This window comes from Flavobacterium sp. KACC 22761, assembly GCF_034058155.1.
GTDB lineage: Bacteria > Bacteroidota > Bacteroidia > Flavobacteriales > Flavobacteriaceae > Flavobacterium.
Map to the genome: position 1 here is coordinate 1205859 of NZ_CP139148.1, position 18768 is coordinate 1224626.

Consider the following 18768-nt stretch of genomic DNA (forward strand, 5'->3'; position numbering starts at 1 on the left):
GACTGATAATTACATACTTATTTATAAATCGTAAACTTGTTATGACTCAAAGTAAAACCAAGATTTTCATAAATCGCCACATTTTCTATTCGCTTTTTATTTGTCGTCACTTCGATACTTTTTAAATTATGTTGCTCTGCAAAATTCAAAATCTCATTTATTAATAATCGTCCAACACCTTGACCACGATGTTTTTGATGAATAAAAAATTCCTGAATTTCACCCACCAATCCACAATGGTGTAGAAGATTTTGAGTATGAAAACTAATAAAACCTAAACCTTCATTTTCATTTTCGGCAATTAGATAAAGATTTTTTGGGTTTGAAATGTTTTCATGAAAAATTTCTTTGAATAGTTCAAAATCTAAAATTTCATTTTCGAGTTCGCAGATTGCTTTGTAGATGAAATTTAGGTCACGATTTTCTGTTTTTCTAATTTTGACGTTTCGTTTCATTATTTAGCAATTTTAAATTTCAGATTTTCACTATTTATTCCTCAGTCTCCTTTTTATTTTTTATTTGAATAAAATCAAACTCCGCTTCCAAATCGCCTGTCAAATTACCCACAGCTTTTCTCATTAAAACAAACAGGAATGCAAGCATCAAAACATAAAAAATCGTAATATTTCTAAAAAAAATCCAAAAATCTTCTGGAAAATGAGAATACCAATAAAATGAAAATCCTATATAAAGTATCAAAAATACAATTGGCGCAAAAGTATTATTATCGTTAAACGCCGTTACTGAAGTACTTACCAAAACAGTATTATCTTTTACATTAATTTTTCCTAATGCAACTGAACTATTATTATTAAAAAGCTTATAACGTTTTCTTATTCTGAAATCATTCTTAGAAACAGATCCGATATAATCGTTATCACCATCCACAAATCGATCAAACTGCCTAGAAGCAAAATCACTAGAAGAGCCTTTATCCACTATTTCACTTAGGTTTTCAAAAAAGACATCTTTCTCTATTTCTAAAGCATAATCAAATTGATCTTTCAGTTTTAATCTTTCAAAAAGTTTTTCCATAAATTTCGCTGTGTGATTTATTATAAAGAATAAATTAGAATATTTTTCATTGTTTAATATTGCGGATAAATATTGAATTCCGGTAGACAATATACAAATTCCTATACTTAAAAAAGTCATTTCCTACATAAACAATAAACCTTTTTCGAAACCGTACGCGTGAGGAATAGAGGCGGTATCTCCCGATTTAGCCGAAAGCCCGATTCGCCACGGCGAATACACCCAAATTAAGATTCTGAGATGCTAAGATTAAAAAATCTGCCAAATCTGCGTGAAACAAACTTACCAATCTTTGTAGAGTTTCAAGTGTGATCTCTCCTTTGTCGAGATGACAAAACTTTGTGTAAAAACCTTATGTCTTAGCGCCTTCGTGGCAAAACCAAAACAAATAATAAAACTTTAAGAAATCAACTGCACGCCACTTATACAAAAATCATTAATTTTGAAATTCGAAGTTCAAAAACGAAATAATTATGAAATATCATCAAATAAACAGCGCTCTTTTTGTAAAAAACCGCAGAAAATTCATGGCAGAAATGAAACCTAATTCGGTTGCCGTGTTCAATTCAAATGACATTTACCCAATTAGTGCCGACAGTACTTTGCCGTTTGCACAACACAGAGACATTTTTTATCTGAGCGGTGTCGATCAAGAAGAAAGTGTTTTGCTTTTGTTTCCAGATGCGCCTTATGAGCATCAAAGAGAAATTCTTTTCCTGAGAGAAACTAACGATCATATTGCAGTTTGGGAAGGTGAAAAACTGACTAAAGAACGTGCTTTTCAGGTTTCTGGAATTAGAACCGTTTATTGGTTGCAAGATTTTCATAAGATTTTGAACGAAATGATGACGTATGCCGATACAATGTACATCAACACCAACGAACATTATCGTGCAACTGTAGAAACAGAAACTCGCGAAGCTCGTTTTGTAAAATGGTGGAAAGAGCGTTACCCAGCACACAATGTGGCGAAAAGCAACCCAATTTTACAAAGATTGCGTTCTGTGAAAGAAAGCGAAGAAATCGATTTGATTCAGCATGCTTGTGATATTACAGAGAAAGGTTTCCGCAGATTATTAGGATTCGTAAAACCAAATGTTACAGAATACGAAATCGAAGCCGAATTAGCTCACGAATTCATCCGCAACCGTTCTAAAGGTTTTGCTTATACGCCAATTATCGCTTCTGGAAACAATGCGAATGTTTTACATTATATCGAAAACAACCAACAATGCAAAGAAGGTGATTTGATTTTGTTAGATGTTGCTGCAGAATATGCAAACTATTCAAGCGACATGACCAGAACAATTCCGGTTTCAGGACGTTTTTCTGATCGTCAAAAAGCGGTTTACAATGCGGTTTTAAGAGTTAAAAATGAAGCTACAAAAATGCTTACGCCTGGAACGCTTTGGAAACAATACCATATCGAAGTAGGTAAAATTATGACTTCTGAATTGCTTGGTTTAGGTTTATTAGACAAAGCCGATGTGCAAAACGAAAATCCAGAGTGGCCTGCTTACAAAAAATATTTCATGCATGGAACTTCTCACCATTTGGGACTTGACACACACGATTACGGATTGCTTCATGAGCCAATGAAACCAAATATGGTTTTCACGGTTGAACCAGGAATTTATATTCCAGCAGAAAAATTCGGAATCCGTTTAGAAGATAATGTTGTGGTTCAAGAAAAAGGTGAACCTTTCAACTTAATGCGTAATATTCCTGTTGAAGTAGATGAAATCGAAACTTTGATGAATGAATAAATAAACAAAGCCCTTAATAATCTAACTTATTAAGGGCTTTTTTAATTTTATAAATCGGTTACTTATCCGATTTTTGAAATCTGTACGTCCAATTGGAATTTTCCGTCAGCTTCATTTCCGTTGATTAGATCAAAAAGTTCTAAAGCTCTTCTAGCGTTTTTCTCTTCTTCTCTCTGCTCAGCAACATACCACATCATAAAATCTTCTGTAGCGTAGTCGTTTTCAGCTCTACATTTTGCAATCACTTTATTGATTGCCTGAGTAACTGCAATTTCGTTTTGCAAAGCAATTTCGAATACTTCTTTAAACGAAGCAAATTCTTGCTGCACTTCTGGAACAGATGGCGTAATGGCAATCCCTCCCATATCTGTAATGAATTTGAAAATTTTCAGAAAATGCTCTCTTTCTTCTTCGGCTTGTTTGTATAAATACGATGCTGTATTTGCATAACCATTTCTATCTAACCATGCTGCCATAGCTAAATATTTGTTAGAAGCATCACTTTCTAATTTTGCCTGTAAATTCAATATATTTTCTACACCTTCAGTTAATGAAGTACGTGTTCTTAGTAAATCTTTCATAACCTTCAATTTTTATTACGTGTAAAATTACAAAAATTAAAGCAGGCATCTCTAACTGCCTGAAAATTTGGATTTAATCTAAGTAAGAATCTAAATAAGCTCTACGTTTACCGTATTGCAAAGCAGAGAATGCAAATTGAGAGTAAATTTTGTTCCGTTTAATAAATCTCTTAACTGCACTATTTCGCAGATCGTAAGATTTCTGGAAAAATTTCTTTTGGTAGTTTCAATCAACTGTGCATCTGATTGATCAGATAAGTCATAAAGCATATTAAGGATATCAACACTATTAACCTTTCTTTGAAAAATCAAAAAATCCTGAATCTTATAACTTGACACTGTATCAACAAAATTGATAACTATACTATTGGTCAAATCACATTGATAACTGTATCCTTTTTCGGTTTCAAATAATACTTTGGTGGTCAAATCACTAACTAACATTCTGATAAAATATAATAATGGTGCAAAAATATAGAATTTAATGCAATAAAGAATATAATTAAGACTAATTTAAAATAACAAAATCATATAATATTCTTAAAAACAGTTGAAGTGCACTAAGGACTGTAACATTTTAAAGCATTATGTGTCTAATTTCAAAAACAAATAACTAAGAAATCATGCAAGCACACGAAATAGATTACCAGATTTTTGGAGAAGAAATGCAATATGTCGAAATAGAACTAGATCCACAGGAAATTGTAATTGCCGAAGCTGGCAGTTTTATGATGATGGAAAATAATATCCAGATGGAGACCATATTTGGAGACGGCTCTCAGCAACAGGGCTCTGGTTTGTTTGGAAAACTTTTAAATGCAGGCAAAAGAGTTCTTACTGGCGAAAGTTTGTTTATGACCGCATTTTTAAATCAAGGCAATACTAAAAGCAAAGTATCGTTTGCATCGCCATATCCTGGAAAAATTCTTCCAATTGATTTAAGAGAATTTCAAGGCAAGTTTATCTGTCAAAAAAGTTCGTTTTTATGTGCGGCCAAAGGCGTTTCTGTCGGAATAGAATTTTCTCAGAAATTAGGACGAGGCTTATTTGGAGGAGAAGGTTTCATCATGCAGAAAATCGAAGGAGACGGAATGGCATTTGTACATTCGGGAGGAACAATGGCTAAAAAAGTATTAGGTCACGGCGAAGTCCTAAAAGTAGATACGGGATGCATTATTGGTTTTACCAAAGATGTAGATTATGATATTGAATTTATCGGCGGCATCAAAAATTCTATTTTTGGTGGCGAAGGATTGTTTTATGCGACTTTAAAAGGTCCGGGAACTGTTTATATACAGTCGTTGCCATTTTCAAGATTGGCTGACAGAATTATTGCATCGGCACCAAGATCTGGCGGAAACAGCCGTGATGAAGGAAGTCTTCTAGGCGGACTAGGAAATCTTTTAGATGGTGACAATAGATTTTAATTTAGAATGGCTTTCAGACACGGAAGCCATTTTTTATTTTTTCACAATAATTATCCTGTTATAAATAAATCTATAGCTGTTTTAAAGATTTCCCAATTAAATCAAGACATTTCGATATTTCACTGCAGCTTTCTTAACTTTGTGTTTCAAAACAAAAAATCTTTCATTTTGAAAACGCTTTTATATAAAAATACCAAAATATCATACTCAGATACGGGAACTGGAAACACGATTGTTTTACTTCACGGCTTTTTGGAAAACAAAAAAATGTGGAAGGAATATGTTGATCTTTTCTCAAAAAACAATCGCGTTATTACAATTGATTTATTAGGTCACGGCGAAACTGAATGTCTAGGTTATGTTCATGAAATGCAAGACAACGCCAATGTTGTCAATGAAGTTTTGGAACATCTACAAATTGAAAAAGCTATTCTTCTAGGTCATTCCATGGGCGGTTATGTTGGTTTGGCTTTCGCCGAACTATTTCCAAACAAAATCAAAAAATTGGTTTTGCTGAATTCAACTTCAAAAGAAGACTCCGCCGAAAAAAAACTAAACCGAACTCGCGCCATAAAAGCGGTAAAACAAAACTATATTGGTTTTGTGAGCCTAGCTATTGCAAATTTATTCAGCGAAAACAACAGAATTCGCCTTGCTAACGAAATTGAAAAAGTAAAAGAAGAAGCCTTAAAAACGCCTTTGCAAGGAATTATTGCATCGCTAGAAGGCATGAAAATCAGAAAAGACAGAGAAAGTCTTTTACATGAAAACCGTTTTCCTGTTTTGCTCATTTTAGGAAAAAAAGACCCTGTTCTAAATTACGAAGACAGTCTTTCGCAAATTGAGGACACAACTGTCGAATTGGTTTCTTTCGAAGATGGACACATGAGCCATATTGAAAACAAAGAAGAACTCAAAAAAATTCTATCCGATTTTTTTTAATTAAAAGACAAAACGACTCTTTAGAAATCAGAAAAGGCCATTTCGAATAAACATCGAAACAGCCTTTTCTTCTTTTGTGGGGGCAAAAAATTATAATAAAGCAATCATGTCTTCTAAAATTTTGGCAAAATTGCTGTTGTTAATTCAAAAACGGTTTTCTTTTTAAGAAGCGTCAAAGATATTTTAATTAACATTATTGGGCGATAAACACTTGTTAAAAATTCATCGAAAAATGCTCTTAAAATCACTTTTATCTATAGTATAATAATTCTCATTTATTAAAAGAAGATGTATAAAAAAATCCAACAAGAAAAAGAGATTTGTTTAAAAACGTAACATTTTCTTTCATTAAATTCATTTAAAAAATTCACAATTTTCTGTAATTAACACGAAATGAAGTTTTTAATGGTAATTTTTCCAAAAAAAGGCGAAACAAAAACGTCAGGAGAGCATTGAATTTGATTTAAAATGGAAGAATTTTTATCTTAAAATAAAGACTTCAAATGCGAAAGACATAAAAGAAAGACTTCTTAAAAAATATTTAATTACGTTTTTAAATAAAAACCGCATTAACAAGATATCCTTTTTCTACCAGTTCGCTTTTTTCTTTTATTTGATGTGTCTTTCCGTCTTTAATTAAAACAAGCTTATTTGCAATTTTTAATACATTCTGATAGTTGTGATCCGTAACGATAACGCCTTTTTTGTTTAAGTTGGCCTTAATCATTTCGGTAACCTTTTCAACCATCAACGGAGAAAGTCCATTATAAGGCTCATCTAACAAAACAAATAATGAAGGATTGCAAAGCACAAGTTTTATTTCGAGATAACGCAATTCACCCATCGATAAATGCTTGATTTTCTTCCCGAGTAAACTTTTAATAAATTCATCTTTGCAAAAACTTGTTCTATTCTCTTTGTCAATTGATAACGAAATGACTTTTTGAACAGAGAAATGATTTGGCACAAATTGATTTTGCCCCAAATAACTAACCTTATTCATCAATACATTTTTAGCATTTAATGAATCCGAATTTATCCTAACACATCGATCAGGAGCATGTTCAAGTCCAGCTATAATTTTTAGCAAAGTTGATTTTCCAGAACCATTTCGCCCTAATATCCCAATTACTTCAGAAGTTTCACATTTTAAGTAAACATCTGAAAGAATTGATTTGTCGCCAAATCTTTTCTGAATTCCGCTGATTTCTAAAATGTGTTTCTTCAAATTAATTTATTTTTCAAAAAGATAATCAAACCTAATAAAACCGCTGTGAAAAAAGTCAAAATATAACTAAAGACCAACAATTGCACTTTAGAAACTCCATTATTGAAATAAAACAGATAATCATTTTTCCGATAATATTCCTTGTAAAGCAGACTTGCAATAAAACCAAAAGTCAGAAAATATATAAAAAAGTAGTCAAAACCGCCTAAAAAAACAGCCGCAAAGCAAACTAGTAAATTCACCCACAAAGTAGTCTTAAAAAACTCGAATACATTTAAAAACTTCCTCATTCTTAATTCATTTTTTCTTCAAAAGGAATTGTCACATCAAAAATTTCATTTAAAAGCAAAACGATTTCTTCCAAATAAGAATTTAGGATTTGATGGGAGACAATCATATCCAAATCCTTATCTTCTTTTAACGCAAAAGGCAAAAATCCCGATTTTAGATTTTTAAAAGAAATAATCCCGACTTCTATTGGCATTTCTCCAGCTTTTTTTTCATACATAAAGGCATAAGCCAAAACTTGAATAATTTTATCGTTTTTAAGCTCTTTTGTCAATCCATTCCATGTTTTCAGTACAACATTGTTCTTTTCAACTTTTCCGGTCTTATAATCAATAATTCTTATCTTGCCGTTTCGTTGTTCGATACGGTCCACATTTCCTTTTATAAGAACCGGAAATGGCAAACTTGGATGCATTAATTCACGTTGAAATGTTTGCTCCAAAGCAATGATCTTAATGGCATCTCCATTTTTAATTGCTTCTAATTCCATTTTCAGAAAATTAAAAACATTTCGTTTTGCTACTTCAAAAGCCAAAAGATTTCGGCCTTTTTTAATTTCGCCTTCTTTATAAACTGCCTTAAACTGTTTTAAAACTTCGCCATCAAGAAGTGCAAAACATTTTACAATATCTTCTTCTGATATAAACCGTCCGATGAAAGGCTCATAAAGTTCTTTTAGAGTTTCGTGAATAATAGTCCCCAGTGTATTTAAAGCAATATTCTCCTCTACTTCTTCAACTTCACGAATGCGGAGTATTTTTTGGAAATAAAAATCAATTGGATTTCGAATATAACTTGTCAATGCCGATGGGGAAAAACCTGCCGAAGCAATTTCTTTCAAACGAACCATAACTTCCTCTGATTTTGGAATCACCATAGGAAGATAAGCCGTTGTTGGCAAAACGGGATTATAAATATCAAAAGTCAATTTATGCTTGACTTGTTTTTCAACTTCCAACTGCGTAATAAATCGGCTTCGCTCTCCGGCATCCAAGCCATCGTTTTCAGTATTATAAATAAGATAAATATTTTTTGCTCTTTGTAACAAGTGGTAAAAATGATAGGTATAAATCGCATCTTTTTCCTTAAAGGTTGGCAAGCCCAATTCCTTTTTCACATCATACGGAATAAACGAATTTTGAGACTTTCCAGCCGGAAACTTCCCTTCATTCATCGATGTAATAATTACCGTATCAAAATCCAATACACGGCTTTCCAGAACTCCCATTATCTGGAGACCACGCAAAGGCTCTCCTTCGAACGAAACTTCAGCAACATCAATAATCTGTTTGTAAATAGCATGAAGCGTCTCAATATTATCAATGTGATTATGATTGGAATAATAATTAATCAGCTTGTTTATGACTTTAAAAACCGCATAAACAAAAGATTTTGCTATTTTTTCGGCATCATTATCATTGTCAAAATTTTTCTTGATCAAAAGCAAAAGTTCTGAAATATTTTCAAGAACCGCTATCGAGCCATTTTCCCATTTATTGAAGAGCAAATCAAATAAGTTTGATGACTTTCCATACAACTCCACAATCCTGGCTTGAGTAATGAATGTATAATTATTCTCCTTGATAATTTTCACCAAATGGTTTGCATTTGCGTAAGGCGCCACGAGAGGATGCGTCAAAATATCCAAAACATCTTTATAATAAAACACATAACTTTCTCCCTTTCGCGAAAGCGCATTGGTATGCATTTTAAATAATTTTGCAATCAAAATTTGTGACGGATTGTTTTTTCCCGAATATCCCATCGTAATATTCAAGGCGCCAACCGAAGAAGGCAGAGAATATAAAACCGGAATCAGCAAGTTTTCTTCACCCAAAACAACCGCAACTTTATCAAGCGATCCCAGAGGATTTTCATCAATAAGTTTTTCTATTATGCTTCCTGCGATTTTTGCCTGACCAATAGTTTTTGGAGATCCAATTACTTGAATGTTTTTAGATTGCGAAAAATCATCTACAATCCATTCAAAAGGATGAAATTTATAATGCTTCCAATTTTCTTTAAATCGTCTTAAAAAAAGCCCTGCATCATGATACGGATCATTCAAAAAAGTTTGATCGGCATCCCAATATATTTTCGCTTGATCTAAAGCCAATAAATGTTGCACAATTTTTTCTTCTGCAGCATTCAAAGCATTAAAACCAGCAAAAATAAAAGAGCGATTAGCGACTGAATTTGAAAAATGATTTAAATTGTTTACCGCTTCACGATAAATCAATCCTTGGTATCCAATTCCTTTATTTAACAAATGATTATACAACGCATCATAATACACAGGAAGTAATTTCCAGAAGTCAATATAATTTTCCAGAAGTTTGGTTTTATTTTCAACCTCTATGCCCCATTTTTTTATATCCTCAATATCTTTCAAATAAGATAAAACATACAATGGATCTAGAAGATATCGATCGATCTCATTAAAGTCCTGCAAAAGCGTTTTTGCCCAATTAGCAAATAATTCAAAAGATTGTTGATGTTGCTTTTCCGTAATCGACAAATACACTTCATAAAATTCGAATAAAAGCTCTATCGAATCTACCGATCTAATTGAGGCCACATCTTGCACAAAATCTTCAATGCTAACTATCTCAGGCGAAAGAATTGTTTTTTGAGTTTCTTTTTTCAAAGCTTCAATCAAAAAAACTTTTGCTCTTTTATTAGGTAGAATAATAGTTGTTTCTGCAAGCTTTTCTTCATAATTCTGAATTACAATGGCCGCAATTTTTTGTAGAAAAGATGTATTCATTTTATAAAAATAAAAAAAGCCATTCAATTAAGAATGGCTTTTAAGTATTTATTTAGAAAGTAAATTATAGTTTACCTTCGTATTTAGAACCAATGTGTCTAATTTCAGTTCTTCTGTTTTGTGCTTTACCTGCAGCAGTTTTGTTGCTTGCAACTGGCTGAGAAGATCCAAATCCTTTAGAAGTTAAGTTCTCTGGGTTAACACCTCTTTGAACTAATGCATCTAACACAGCTTTAGCTCTGTCTTCAGAAAGTTTTTGGTTGATTTTAGCAGAACCTGTACTATCTGTGTGTCCTTCAATAGAGAATTTCGCGTTTGGATAGTTAACAAGGATTTGCTTAATAGCATCTAATCTAGCTTGAGTTTCTTTATCTCCAGTTTTGAAAGTAGCTTTACCTGTGTTGAAGTAAACCGCTCTTGCTTGAACTTTAAGATCTTCTAAAGCTTCAGAAGTAACTTCTGGACAACCTCTGTTGCTAGCAGGTCCGTATACTGTAGGACAATCGTCATCTTTATCAGCAACACCATCTTTGTCAGCGTCTAAGAAAGGACAACCACCATTTTCTTTTGGACCAGCAACTGTAGGACATTTGTCATCTTTATCAGCGATTCCGTCACCGTCTGTATCAGGACAACCTTTTAAAGCAGCTAAACCAGCAACATCTGGACAAGCGTCATCTTTATCAGCAATTCCGTCTCCGTCAGTATCAGGACATCCGTTTAATGCAGCTAAACCAAATACATCTGGACACGCGTCAGAAGCGTCAACGATTCCGTCACCATCAGTATCAGGACATCCGTTGAATTGTTTTAAACCAGCAACATCTGGACAAGCGTCATCTTTATCATAGATTCCGTCTCCGTCAGTATCTTTACCTCCGAATTTGAAGATAAGACCAGCTGTGTGTTGGAAGTGAGATGGAGAATCGATTTCACCATTACGGTCATTTCTTCCTGGAACTCCATCACCTGCAGCAACAGCCCATTTGTACTTAGTAGCAAGCTCAAGACCAATTGCATCAGTAAACCAAAAAGTAACTCCTGCACCTGGGTTTACAACACCAAAACTATCATCTCCTAAGAAAACATAACCTCCACCAATAGATAACGAAGGATCAATTACTTTAGATTTGATTAACTCTTGGAAGCTGTATTTGATAGTAGCATCAATTCCGTAGTACATTAAATCACCAGGATTTGTAACAACCATACCTCTTCCATCATGACCTGGAGCAGTTGGTCTGAAGTAAACTGCTTTATCAATTTTGTTTACAGATCCTTGTAAACCAACTGAGAAACCATGTCCAACGTATCTATTTACTCCAATGTAAGACAAAGAAGGTAAAATGTTCCAGTTGTCTTTTACTGCAAATGGTTGAGAAAAATGTTGATCGAACCAACCATGTCCTCCGCCTGCACTTGTTCTTGTATCCACTGCATTAACTCCAAAAGAGATCGCCCATGGATTGTTGCTGTCTTGTGCGTGAGAACTTAAACCCATCACCATCATCACAGCAACTAAAAGTTTGTTAAGATGTTTCATACTTAATTTTTTTAATTACAATTTAGTTAATTACAAGCAAAAGTAACACCAAATTTTTTAAATACAAAATGAAATGTTAAAAAAAACCTACAAAAATTTACTGAATATGGTAATTATATAACTTTTAACATTTTACCTGTTAATGTAAATGCTTCTATGGCCTTGTCTAAGTGTTCTTTAGTATGCGCTGCAGAAAGTTGTACTCGTATTCTAGCCTTATCTTTTGGAACTACAGGAAAAAAGAATCCGATTACGTAAATTCCTTCTTTTAGCAATTCATTCGCCATAGTTTGCGACAATTTTGCATCATACAGCATAACAGGTACAATTGCCGAATCACCATCTATAATATCAAAACCGGCTTTTTTCATGCCTTCTTTAAAATAGCTGGTGTTCCATTCTAGTTTATCACGAAGCGTTGTATCTTTTTCTAGCAATTCAAACACTTTTATTGAAGCGCCAACAATTGCAGGAGCCAATGAATTTGAAAACAAATAAGGTCTTGAACGTTGACGCAAGATCTCTATGATTTCTTTTTTCGCTGTTGTATAACCTCCCATTGCACCACCCAAAGCTTTACCTAATGTTCCAGTTATAATATCAACACGTCCCATTACGCCTTTTGCCTCAAGGGTTCCTTTTCCTGTCGCACCTATAAATCCGGCAGCATGACATTCGTCAACCATTACCATTGCATCGTATTTATCAGCTAAGTCGCAAATTTTATCAAGAGGAGCCACCAAACCGTCCATTGAGAAAACGCCGTCAGTTACAATTAATTTAAAACGAGAACCAGCTTCTGTTGCTTTAATTAATTGCTGTTCTAAATCTTCCATATTGCTATTTTCATAGCGATAGCGAGCTGCTTTGCACAAACGAACTCCATCTATAATCGAAGCATGATTTAAACTATCAGAAATAATTGCATCGTTTTCTCCTAATAATGGCTCAAAAACACCACCGTTTGCATCAAAAGCAGCTGCATACAATATGGTATCCTCTGTTCCATAAAAATCGGCAATCTTTTTTTCTAAAGTCTTATGAATATCTTGCGTTCCGCAAATAAAACGAACAGAAGACATTCCAAATCCGTGAGTATCCATCGCATCTTTTGCTGCTTGAACAACTTCTGGATGAGAAGAAAGCCCCAAATAATTGTTCGCACAAAAATTCAAAACAGTCTCTCCTGTCGAAATTGTAATTTCAGCTCCCTGAGCCGAAGTTATGATACGCTCTTTTTTGAAAATTCCATTTTCTTCAATAGTCTGCAATTCATTTTGCAGATGCTCTTTAATTTTACCGTACATTTCCTTATATTTAAAACGTTAAAAATTAACAACTTATTCATAAAAAAGCCATTAATTCCTTAACTTCTGATTAATTTTTTCACAAATTTACTACATCGATTTCGGTTCCTATATACACCAAAGCCTTTTTTAACACTTTATACCCTAAATACTCAATTGCATCTTGATATTCTTGAATTTGTTGTTTATATTTCGGATTTACGGCACCAGTTTTATAATCCAACAAATAGGCATTTTTATCGGCAGTTAGCACAACGCGATCTGGTTTAAGGATTTTTCCTTCTTTTTGAACAATAGTCTGCTCGTTTAATATTTTATTGTTTCCTTCAAAACAAATGTCCAATTCAGCGTGATTCACAATCTCTTGTATCGTTTTAAAAACCTGATTTTTCTGACCAAACTTGATCAAACCTTCTTCAATTGCTTTTGTAACAGCCAAATCGACATCGGATTTATCTTTAACAAAAGCCATAATCTCGTGAATCACATTTCCATACGATATTGCTTCCTGCTGATGCGTTCCCCACATTAAAGCTTCGCGTTGGGCAATTTTTATGTTTTTTGGATTTAAAACTTCTTTTACAATCGGAATTTCTTTTACAGAATTTACCACTTCTACAGAAGCCGATAATTTCGCCGAATTTCCAAACTCATATTCTAGTTTTTCTGAATCATAAATATTCTGATGAATCAAATATTTAATAAAAAAAGAAGCCATATTATTCGGCAATTCACCATCTTTTCTTTCTTTCAAAGATTGCGAAATAACATACAACTGCTCTTCGGCACGCGTCAAAGCCACGTATAAAACATTGATATTGTCCAGAAGTTCTTCTTGCTTTTTCAAATTAAAAACTGCCGAAGCGCTTTCGCCAAAACCTTCAACCGCACTGCTGTTGTCAATCAAAGCTTTAGGAACATTTAAATCTGCATCTTCAGTGTCAAGCCATAATTTGTCTTTCGGTTTTCGATTATAATCTTCTTCGGCAAAAGGCATAATCACGACCGGAAACTCCAAACCTTTCGATTTATGAATCGTCATAATTCGGACCGCGTTATTTCCTTCTGGCGACGGAATACTGAATTTCTCTGCGTTTTTTTCCCAGTAAACCAAAAAATCAGCAACACCAGCCTGATTTCTGATATCTCTTTCCAAAACTATATCCATAAAAAACTGGACATAAGCATTTCCTTCAGAAGGCAAAATAAATTTAGAGATGATGATTTCTACGGCTTCATATAACGACTTTTTCCGAACATCTTCAAAAGACAACGAAACATCAAAAGTCAGAAGCCATTTTTCGAAATCAGCTTCTGCTTTATTGGACATTCCCTCAGCAATAAAATCATGAATAGGCATTTCAGAATTTACATTTGAAGCTAAAAAATGAAGGAAATTTGCTTTCGATTCTAAATCGGCGCTATTGTTCAAATATTTTAAAAGATGAATAATTAATCGAACTTCAGTCGCATTTTGAATCATCAAAGTTTCCGAAGATAATAGCGGAATATTTTGTTCTGTCAAATAATTTGCAATCGCAATTCCTTGATCTCTTTTTCGAGTCAGCACAACGATATCTCTATATTGAAACCCTTCTCGAACAACTTTTAAAATCGTATTCAAAGTTGCCAAAACATATAAATCTGATTTTTCAAGTGCTTCCTCTTCATCATCTGAATCTGTCTTTTCAATAATAGGAAGAAATGAGATATTCACATAACCGCCTTCTTTTGAATTTGCATTTTGAAAGCTGTGATTTTCATATAAATCTTTATAATCTTCATTTGAAAACTCCGAGGCAATCAGTTTAAAAAATTTATTGTTGAAATCAATAACTTCGCTATAACTTCTGTAATTGGTATTTAAATGCCGAATTTGCTTATCTGGATTATTAAACGGATTTGTGTCTTTGCTCAAATCAATAAACTGTTCTGCTTTTCCTCCGCGCCAGCGATAAATAGATTGTTTTGGATCGCCAACAATCATCAGCGTTCCTTTATTTCCTAAATCATCTAAACCAGAAAGCGAATTATCGATCAGCGGAATTAAATTTTGCCATTGCATTTCAGAAGTGTCCTGAAATTCGTCAATAAAAAAATGACGATACCGCTCACCTAAACGCTCATAAATAAACGGCGCCGGTTGATTTTGAATTTCGCGGTGAATAATTGCATTGAATTCTGAAATCGACAAAATATTTTGTTCAGATTGAATTTTTGCCAACTCATTACTCACTGTGTTTAGCAACGAAAGTGGCGTTATATTTTTAAGAAAGGCTTTGTAAAAATCTCTTTTTTCGAAATTCTTATAAATTTTGCTCAGAATTTGAAGCAGTTCTGGAATAATATTTTCAATTAAAGCCCTGTCTTTAGCCGTTTTATTAATAGCAATATCATCAAACTCGTGAAAAGTCTTATTTCTTGGATTGAATTTTCCGTCACGAATACTTTCCAAATGATTTGGAAAAGTACCGCGAGAAAAAGATTTTAAATCAATTCCGTTTTTGTCAATTAATTCAAGCGCTTCTTTTGCCCAACTTTCATTCTCTGATTCTAAATCTTTGCAAAGAGCAAGCATTTTCTTTTTGATCTCAATAAACTCTTCGATCGACTTATCGTGAAAATGCAAAATCTCGTTTCGATTATTTTCGTTCAAAACCAATCTTCCGGTTTCCAAAATTTCACGAGAAACATCCCAACTTTTGTCGTCGTCGGTTTTTTCCATTGTAAAATCGATGAGCAATTTTGTCAAAGTTTCATCTTGACCAGCCTGCGCAATAATCGCGTCAACCGCTTCGACCAATAAATTTTCAGTATCCAATGTAACTTCAAAAGTCATGGGAAGATTTAAATCATGGGCAAAAGCGCGAATCACTTTATGCGTAAATTTATCAATGGTAGAAATATCAAAAGCAGCATAATTATGAATAAGATGCTTTATGATATTTTGAGATTTTGTTTTGATTTTAATAATCGAAAGTCCGGTTTCTCGAGACAAATCCTCCATCAAGGCAACTGCTTTTTCTGAAGGTTCCTCTTTTGCAAATTCAGACAAATTGCCAACAATACGGCTTTTCATTTCATGAACCGCTTTGTTGGTAAAGGTTATCGCCAAAATATTTCGATAGGCATCATTTTTTGGCGAAGAAAGAATAATTTTAAGATATTCTTTAACCAAAGTATAGGTCTTTCCAGATCCTGCAGAAGCATCATAAATTGAGAAAGACGGACTTTGCATAGTTAGTTTTTTTTGTCTCGTAAAAATAGCACAAAATATTTAACCCCAATAATGAAAAATTCCAAATTCCAATATCTGTTTGCTGCGAATGCGCTAAATATTGGAATTTAGAATTTTGAAAATTTTGGAATTTTTAAATTTATGCGTGCTTTGGAAATGCTCTTTTATTGAAAACTAACAAAATACCAACTCCTGTAGAAATCGCCACATCGGCAACATTGAAAATGGCATTAAAGAATGCAAAATGTTTTCCGCCAAAAATAGGAAGCCAAGTTGGAAGATTTCCTTCCCAAATTGGGAAATAAAACATATCTACCACCAAACCATGAAACCAAGTTCCGTATGGATTAGGAGAAAAAAGCGTTGCAATATTATGTTCGCTGCCGTCAAATATAACTCCGTAAAAAACTGAGTCTATAATGTTACCCGCCGCTCCTGCAAAAATTAATGCAATTGCAACGATCAAATAAGTAGAATGGTGCTTTTTGACCGCATCTGCAAGCCACCACCCGATTCCGAAAACGGCGAAAATTCTAAACACTGTCAAAATCAGTTTTCCATATTCCCCAGGAATTTTTGTTCCCCAAGCCATTCCTTCATTTTCAATAAAGTGAATTTTAAACCAATCGAAAACAGGAAATTCATCTCCAAGGATAAAATTTGTTTTGACATAGATTTTTGACCACTGATCAACAATTAAAACTAAGAATATAAGGAAATACGCTTTTCGTAATGACATTTTATAAATTTTTGATGGCAAAAATAACAATTAAATCAAAAGAAACGCTCCATAAGGAGCGTTAATTCTTTTACAATAATAGCAATTACAGCCTTAACATTTATTCTAAGCTGTAAAAAAACTTATTTCTTATCTGAAGCGTGTGCCGAATCACCAAAAAAGCCAGAAATAGATTTTACCAAGCTTTTGTCCTCTTTTCCTGCATTTACTTTTTTAGCTTCATCCTTTTTAATAGCTGCCTTTAATTTTAAACGCATTTTTTCAAAATCCTTCATTCTATGCTCAACATCAGAATTTACATCTTTGAATTTCAATATCTTAGTCATAATATGAGTTTTTATATTAAAAATGAAATAATTAACAGTTTGGCATTACAATGATACATAATTTAATCTATATTTGTTCATAAATTTTAACAGTTGTTTATCAAACACCACAAATAAAGCCCCAAAACAGCCGTTAGCCCCAAAACAGTTGAACAATATTTCTAAATCCTACAAAACATGAATGAAATTACTTCTGCTTTAAACAACTTTTTAATTAATACCAAATCTACCTCTGCATTAATTTTAAACGGAAAAGGAAAAATGATTACTTCACTGCATGTCGATTACGGCGACAGTGTAGCAGCAATGAGTGCCGCCATTTTGTCAATGAGTGAAAAGTTTTTGACCGATTTAGAAAAAGGTCCTTTAAAACAACTTCTTCTAAAAACTTCAGATGGAGTTGTAGTTGGAAACAAAATCAGCGGTACCAATTTCATAATTGCTTTTTCAAAAGAGGGAAGCAATCTAGCTTTATTAATGCGTTCAACTGAGGAATTATCAGCTGAGTTGAGCAAGAATTCACTACTGAAATAACATAAATCTATTAACCCAACAAACCCACTAAATTATGAGCAACGATTTCTTAAATGTGTTTTTAAATGAAATGAAAACCAACGTAAATGGCTTTATAGCAGTAGCTGTAACCGAAATTGAATCAGGATTAAGCTTTGGAAACTTAACAATTGACCCTGCTTTTGACCCTGAATTGGCAGCAGCATACAACCTTGAAGTTGTAAAAGCCAAACTGAATGCTGTAAAAGCTCTAGGTTTAGACCAGAACATCGAAGATATTTTGATTACGCTTTCAAATCAAATTCACATTATCGACATTTCTCCAAACAAAAAATTCATGATTTACCTTGCTGCAGATTCAAGTAAAGCAAATCTTGGAATGACAAGAGCGATTTTGAAAAAACATAAATTAGATGTAGAGAAAAATCTAGCATAACAAATTTACTCCTTAAAAAAAAACCGTCTTAGTTAAAGGCGGTTTTTTATGAAATTATTCTAAAAAATCTTAGGCAATTCTACTTGCTTTATTCTTACAAAAAAAGCAAACATTAAAGCACCCGATTTCATTAAATTATAAATAATTTCTCTCATAAACTCCCATTATATGGTTAATTTTTACACCAGCAAACATTAAACAAAAAAGCCCCTAAAATTAGGAGCTTTTACGAAATTTAATATTTTAAAATATTATCTCTGCAAGTTTTTAGCTTCGATACTCATTGTTGCGTGAGGAACGATTTTAAGTCTTTCTTTGCTAATTAATTTACCTGTTACTTTGCAGATACCGTATGTTTTATTTTCTACACGGAATAAAGCATTTTTTAAGTCACGAATGAATTTCTCTTGTCTGATAGCCAACTGTGAGTTCGCCTCTTTTGACATGGTCTCACTTCCTTCTTCAAAAGCTTTAAAAGTTGGAGAAGTATCGTCAGTTCCGTTATTCAAATCGTTCATATAGGCACTTTTGATCAAATCAAGATCTTCTTGCGCTTTTTTAATTTTTGCTTGGATTATTTCTTTGAACTCTGCTAAATCTGCGTCAGAGTATCTTGTAATTTCATCTATCAT

The 18768-nt window shown here is 33.3% G+C and carries 17 protein-coding genes; 5 read left to right on the plus strand and 12 right to left on the minus strand.

Going from position 1 to position 18768, the window contains the following annotated elements:
* Positions 1-17: 17 nt before the first annotated feature.
* Together SCB73_RS05405 and SCB73_RS05410 are read right to left on the minus strand one after the other, a co-directional pair.
* Complete coding sequence (locus SCB73_RS05405) at positions 18-455, minus strand: GNAT family N-acetyltransferase (protein WP_320569072.1); 438 nt, start codon at positions 453-455, stop codon at positions 18-20.
* A gap of 34 nt (positions 456-489) precedes the next feature.
* The gene (locus SCB73_RS05410) at positions 490-1155 is read right to left on the minus strand and encodes a hypothetical protein (RefSeq protein WP_320569073.1); all 666 of its coding nucleotides are present in this window, start codon (positions 1153-1155) and stop codon (positions 490-492) included.
* Between the two features lie 353 nt (positions 1156-1508).
* Here SCB73_RS05410 and SCB73_RS05415 point away from each other — a divergent pair, with 353 nt between their 5' ends.
* Positions 1509-2801, plus strand: a complete 1293-nt coding sequence (locus SCB73_RS05415) for an aminopeptidase P family protein (RefSeq protein ID WP_320569074.1) — start codon at positions 1509-1511, stop codon at positions 2799-2801.
* 62 nt (positions 2802-2863) lie between these two features.
* On the opposite strand, the gene SCB73_RS05420 is transcribed toward SCB73_RS05415, so the two are convergent.
* A complete protein-coding gene (locus SCB73_RS05420; protein WP_320569075.1) occupies positions 2864-3382 on the minus strand; it encodes a ferritin in 519 nt (172 codons plus the stop codon).
* Positions 3383-3472: 90 nt separating this feature from the next.
* On the minus strand, positions 3473-3826 hold the full coding sequence (locus SCB73_RS05425; protein WP_320569076.1) for a hypothetical protein: 354 nt from the start codon (positions 3824-3826) through the stop codon (positions 3473-3475).
* Positions 3827-4005: 179 nt separating this feature from the next.
* Between SCB73_RS05425 and SCB73_RS05430 the strand changes: the two genes are divergently transcribed.
* Together SCB73_RS05430 and SCB73_RS05435 are read left to right on the plus strand one after the other, a co-directional pair.
* Positions 4006-4809 carry a TIGR00266 family protein gene (locus SCB73_RS05430; protein ID WP_320569077.1) on the plus strand — a complete coding sequence of 268 codons (804 nt, stop codon included), beginning with the start codon at positions 4006-4008 and terminating at the stop codon, positions 4807-4809.
* A 168-nt stretch (positions 4810-4977) separates the two neighbouring features.
* Positions 4978-5751, plus strand: coding sequence for an alpha/beta fold hydrolase (locus SCB73_RS05435; protein WP_320569078.1), 774 nt, complete (start codon positions 4978-4980; stop codon positions 5749-5751).
* 553 nt (positions 5752-6304) lie between these two features.
* Here the strand turns inward: SCB73_RS05435 and SCB73_RS05440 are convergent.
* The 7 genes from SCB73_RS05440 to SCB73_RS05470 all read right to left on the minus strand — a co-directional run bounded on the left by SCB73_RS05440 (position 6305) and on the right by SCB73_RS05470 (position 17187).
* Positions 6305-6979 (minus strand): ATP-binding cassette domain-containing protein, encoded by a 675-nt coding sequence (locus SCB73_RS05440; RefSeq protein WP_320569079.1) that lies wholly within the window; start codon positions 6977-6979, stop codon positions 6305-6307.
* Between the two features lie 292 nt (positions 6980-7271).
* Entirely contained in the window at positions 7272-10034 is a 2763-nt protein-coding gene (locus SCB73_RS05445; RefSeq protein WP_320569080.1) for a PD-(D/E)XK nuclease family protein, read from the minus strand.
* A gap of 64 nt (positions 10035-10098) precedes the next feature.
* Positions 10099-11577, minus strand: a complete 1479-nt coding sequence (locus tag SCB73_RS05450; protein ID WP_320569081.1) for an OmpA family protein — start codon at positions 11575-11577, stop codon at positions 10099-10101.
* Between the two features lie 113 nt (positions 11578-11690).
* Positions 11691-12884 carry a glycine C-acetyltransferase gene (gene kbl, locus SCB73_RS05455; RefSeq protein ID WP_320569082.1) on the minus strand — a complete coding sequence of 398 codons (1194 nt, stop codon included), beginning with the start codon at positions 12882-12884 and terminating at the stop codon, positions 11691-11693.
* Between the two features lie 79 nt (positions 12885-12963).
* Positions 12964-16122: a UvrD-helicase domain-containing protein gene (locus SCB73_RS05460; RefSeq protein ID WP_320569083.1), complete on the minus strand. Its 3159-nt coding sequence runs from the start codon at positions 16120-16122 to the stop codon at positions 12964-12966.
* Between the two features lie 139 nt (positions 16123-16261).
* Positions 16262-16861, minus strand: a complete 600-nt coding sequence (locus tag SCB73_RS05465; protein WP_320569084.1) for a lipoprotein signal peptidase — start codon at positions 16859-16861, stop codon at positions 16262-16264.
* Positions 16862-16983: 122 nt separating this feature from the next.
* The gene (locus SCB73_RS05470) at positions 16984-17187 is read right to left on the minus strand and encodes a hypothetical protein (protein WP_320569085.1); all 204 of its coding nucleotides are present in this window, start codon (positions 17185-17187) and stop codon (positions 16984-16986) included.
* 177 nt (positions 17188-17364) lie between these two features.
* On the opposite strand from SCB73_RS05470, the gene SCB73_RS05475 reads away from it, so the two are divergent.
* Together SCB73_RS05475 and SCB73_RS05480 are read left to right on the plus strand one after the other, a co-directional pair.
* Positions 17365-17721 (plus strand): roadblock/LC7 domain-containing protein, encoded by a 357-nt coding sequence (locus SCB73_RS05475; protein ID WP_320569086.1) that lies wholly within the window; start codon positions 17365-17367, stop codon positions 17719-17721.
* Positions 17722-17755: 34 nt separating this feature from the next.
* Complete coding sequence (locus SCB73_RS05480) at positions 17756-18136, plus strand: hypothetical protein (protein ID WP_320569087.1); 381 nt, start codon at positions 17756-17758, stop codon at positions 18134-18136.
* Positions 18137-18387: 251 nt separating this feature from the next.
* Here the strand turns inward: SCB73_RS05480 and SCB73_RS05485 are convergent, their stop codons facing one another.
* Positions 18388-18768 carry a TraR/DksA family transcriptional regulator gene (locus SCB73_RS05485; protein ID WP_012022792.1) on the minus strand — a complete coding sequence of 127 codons (381 nt, stop codon included), beginning with the start codon at positions 18766-18768 and terminating at the stop codon, positions 18388-18390.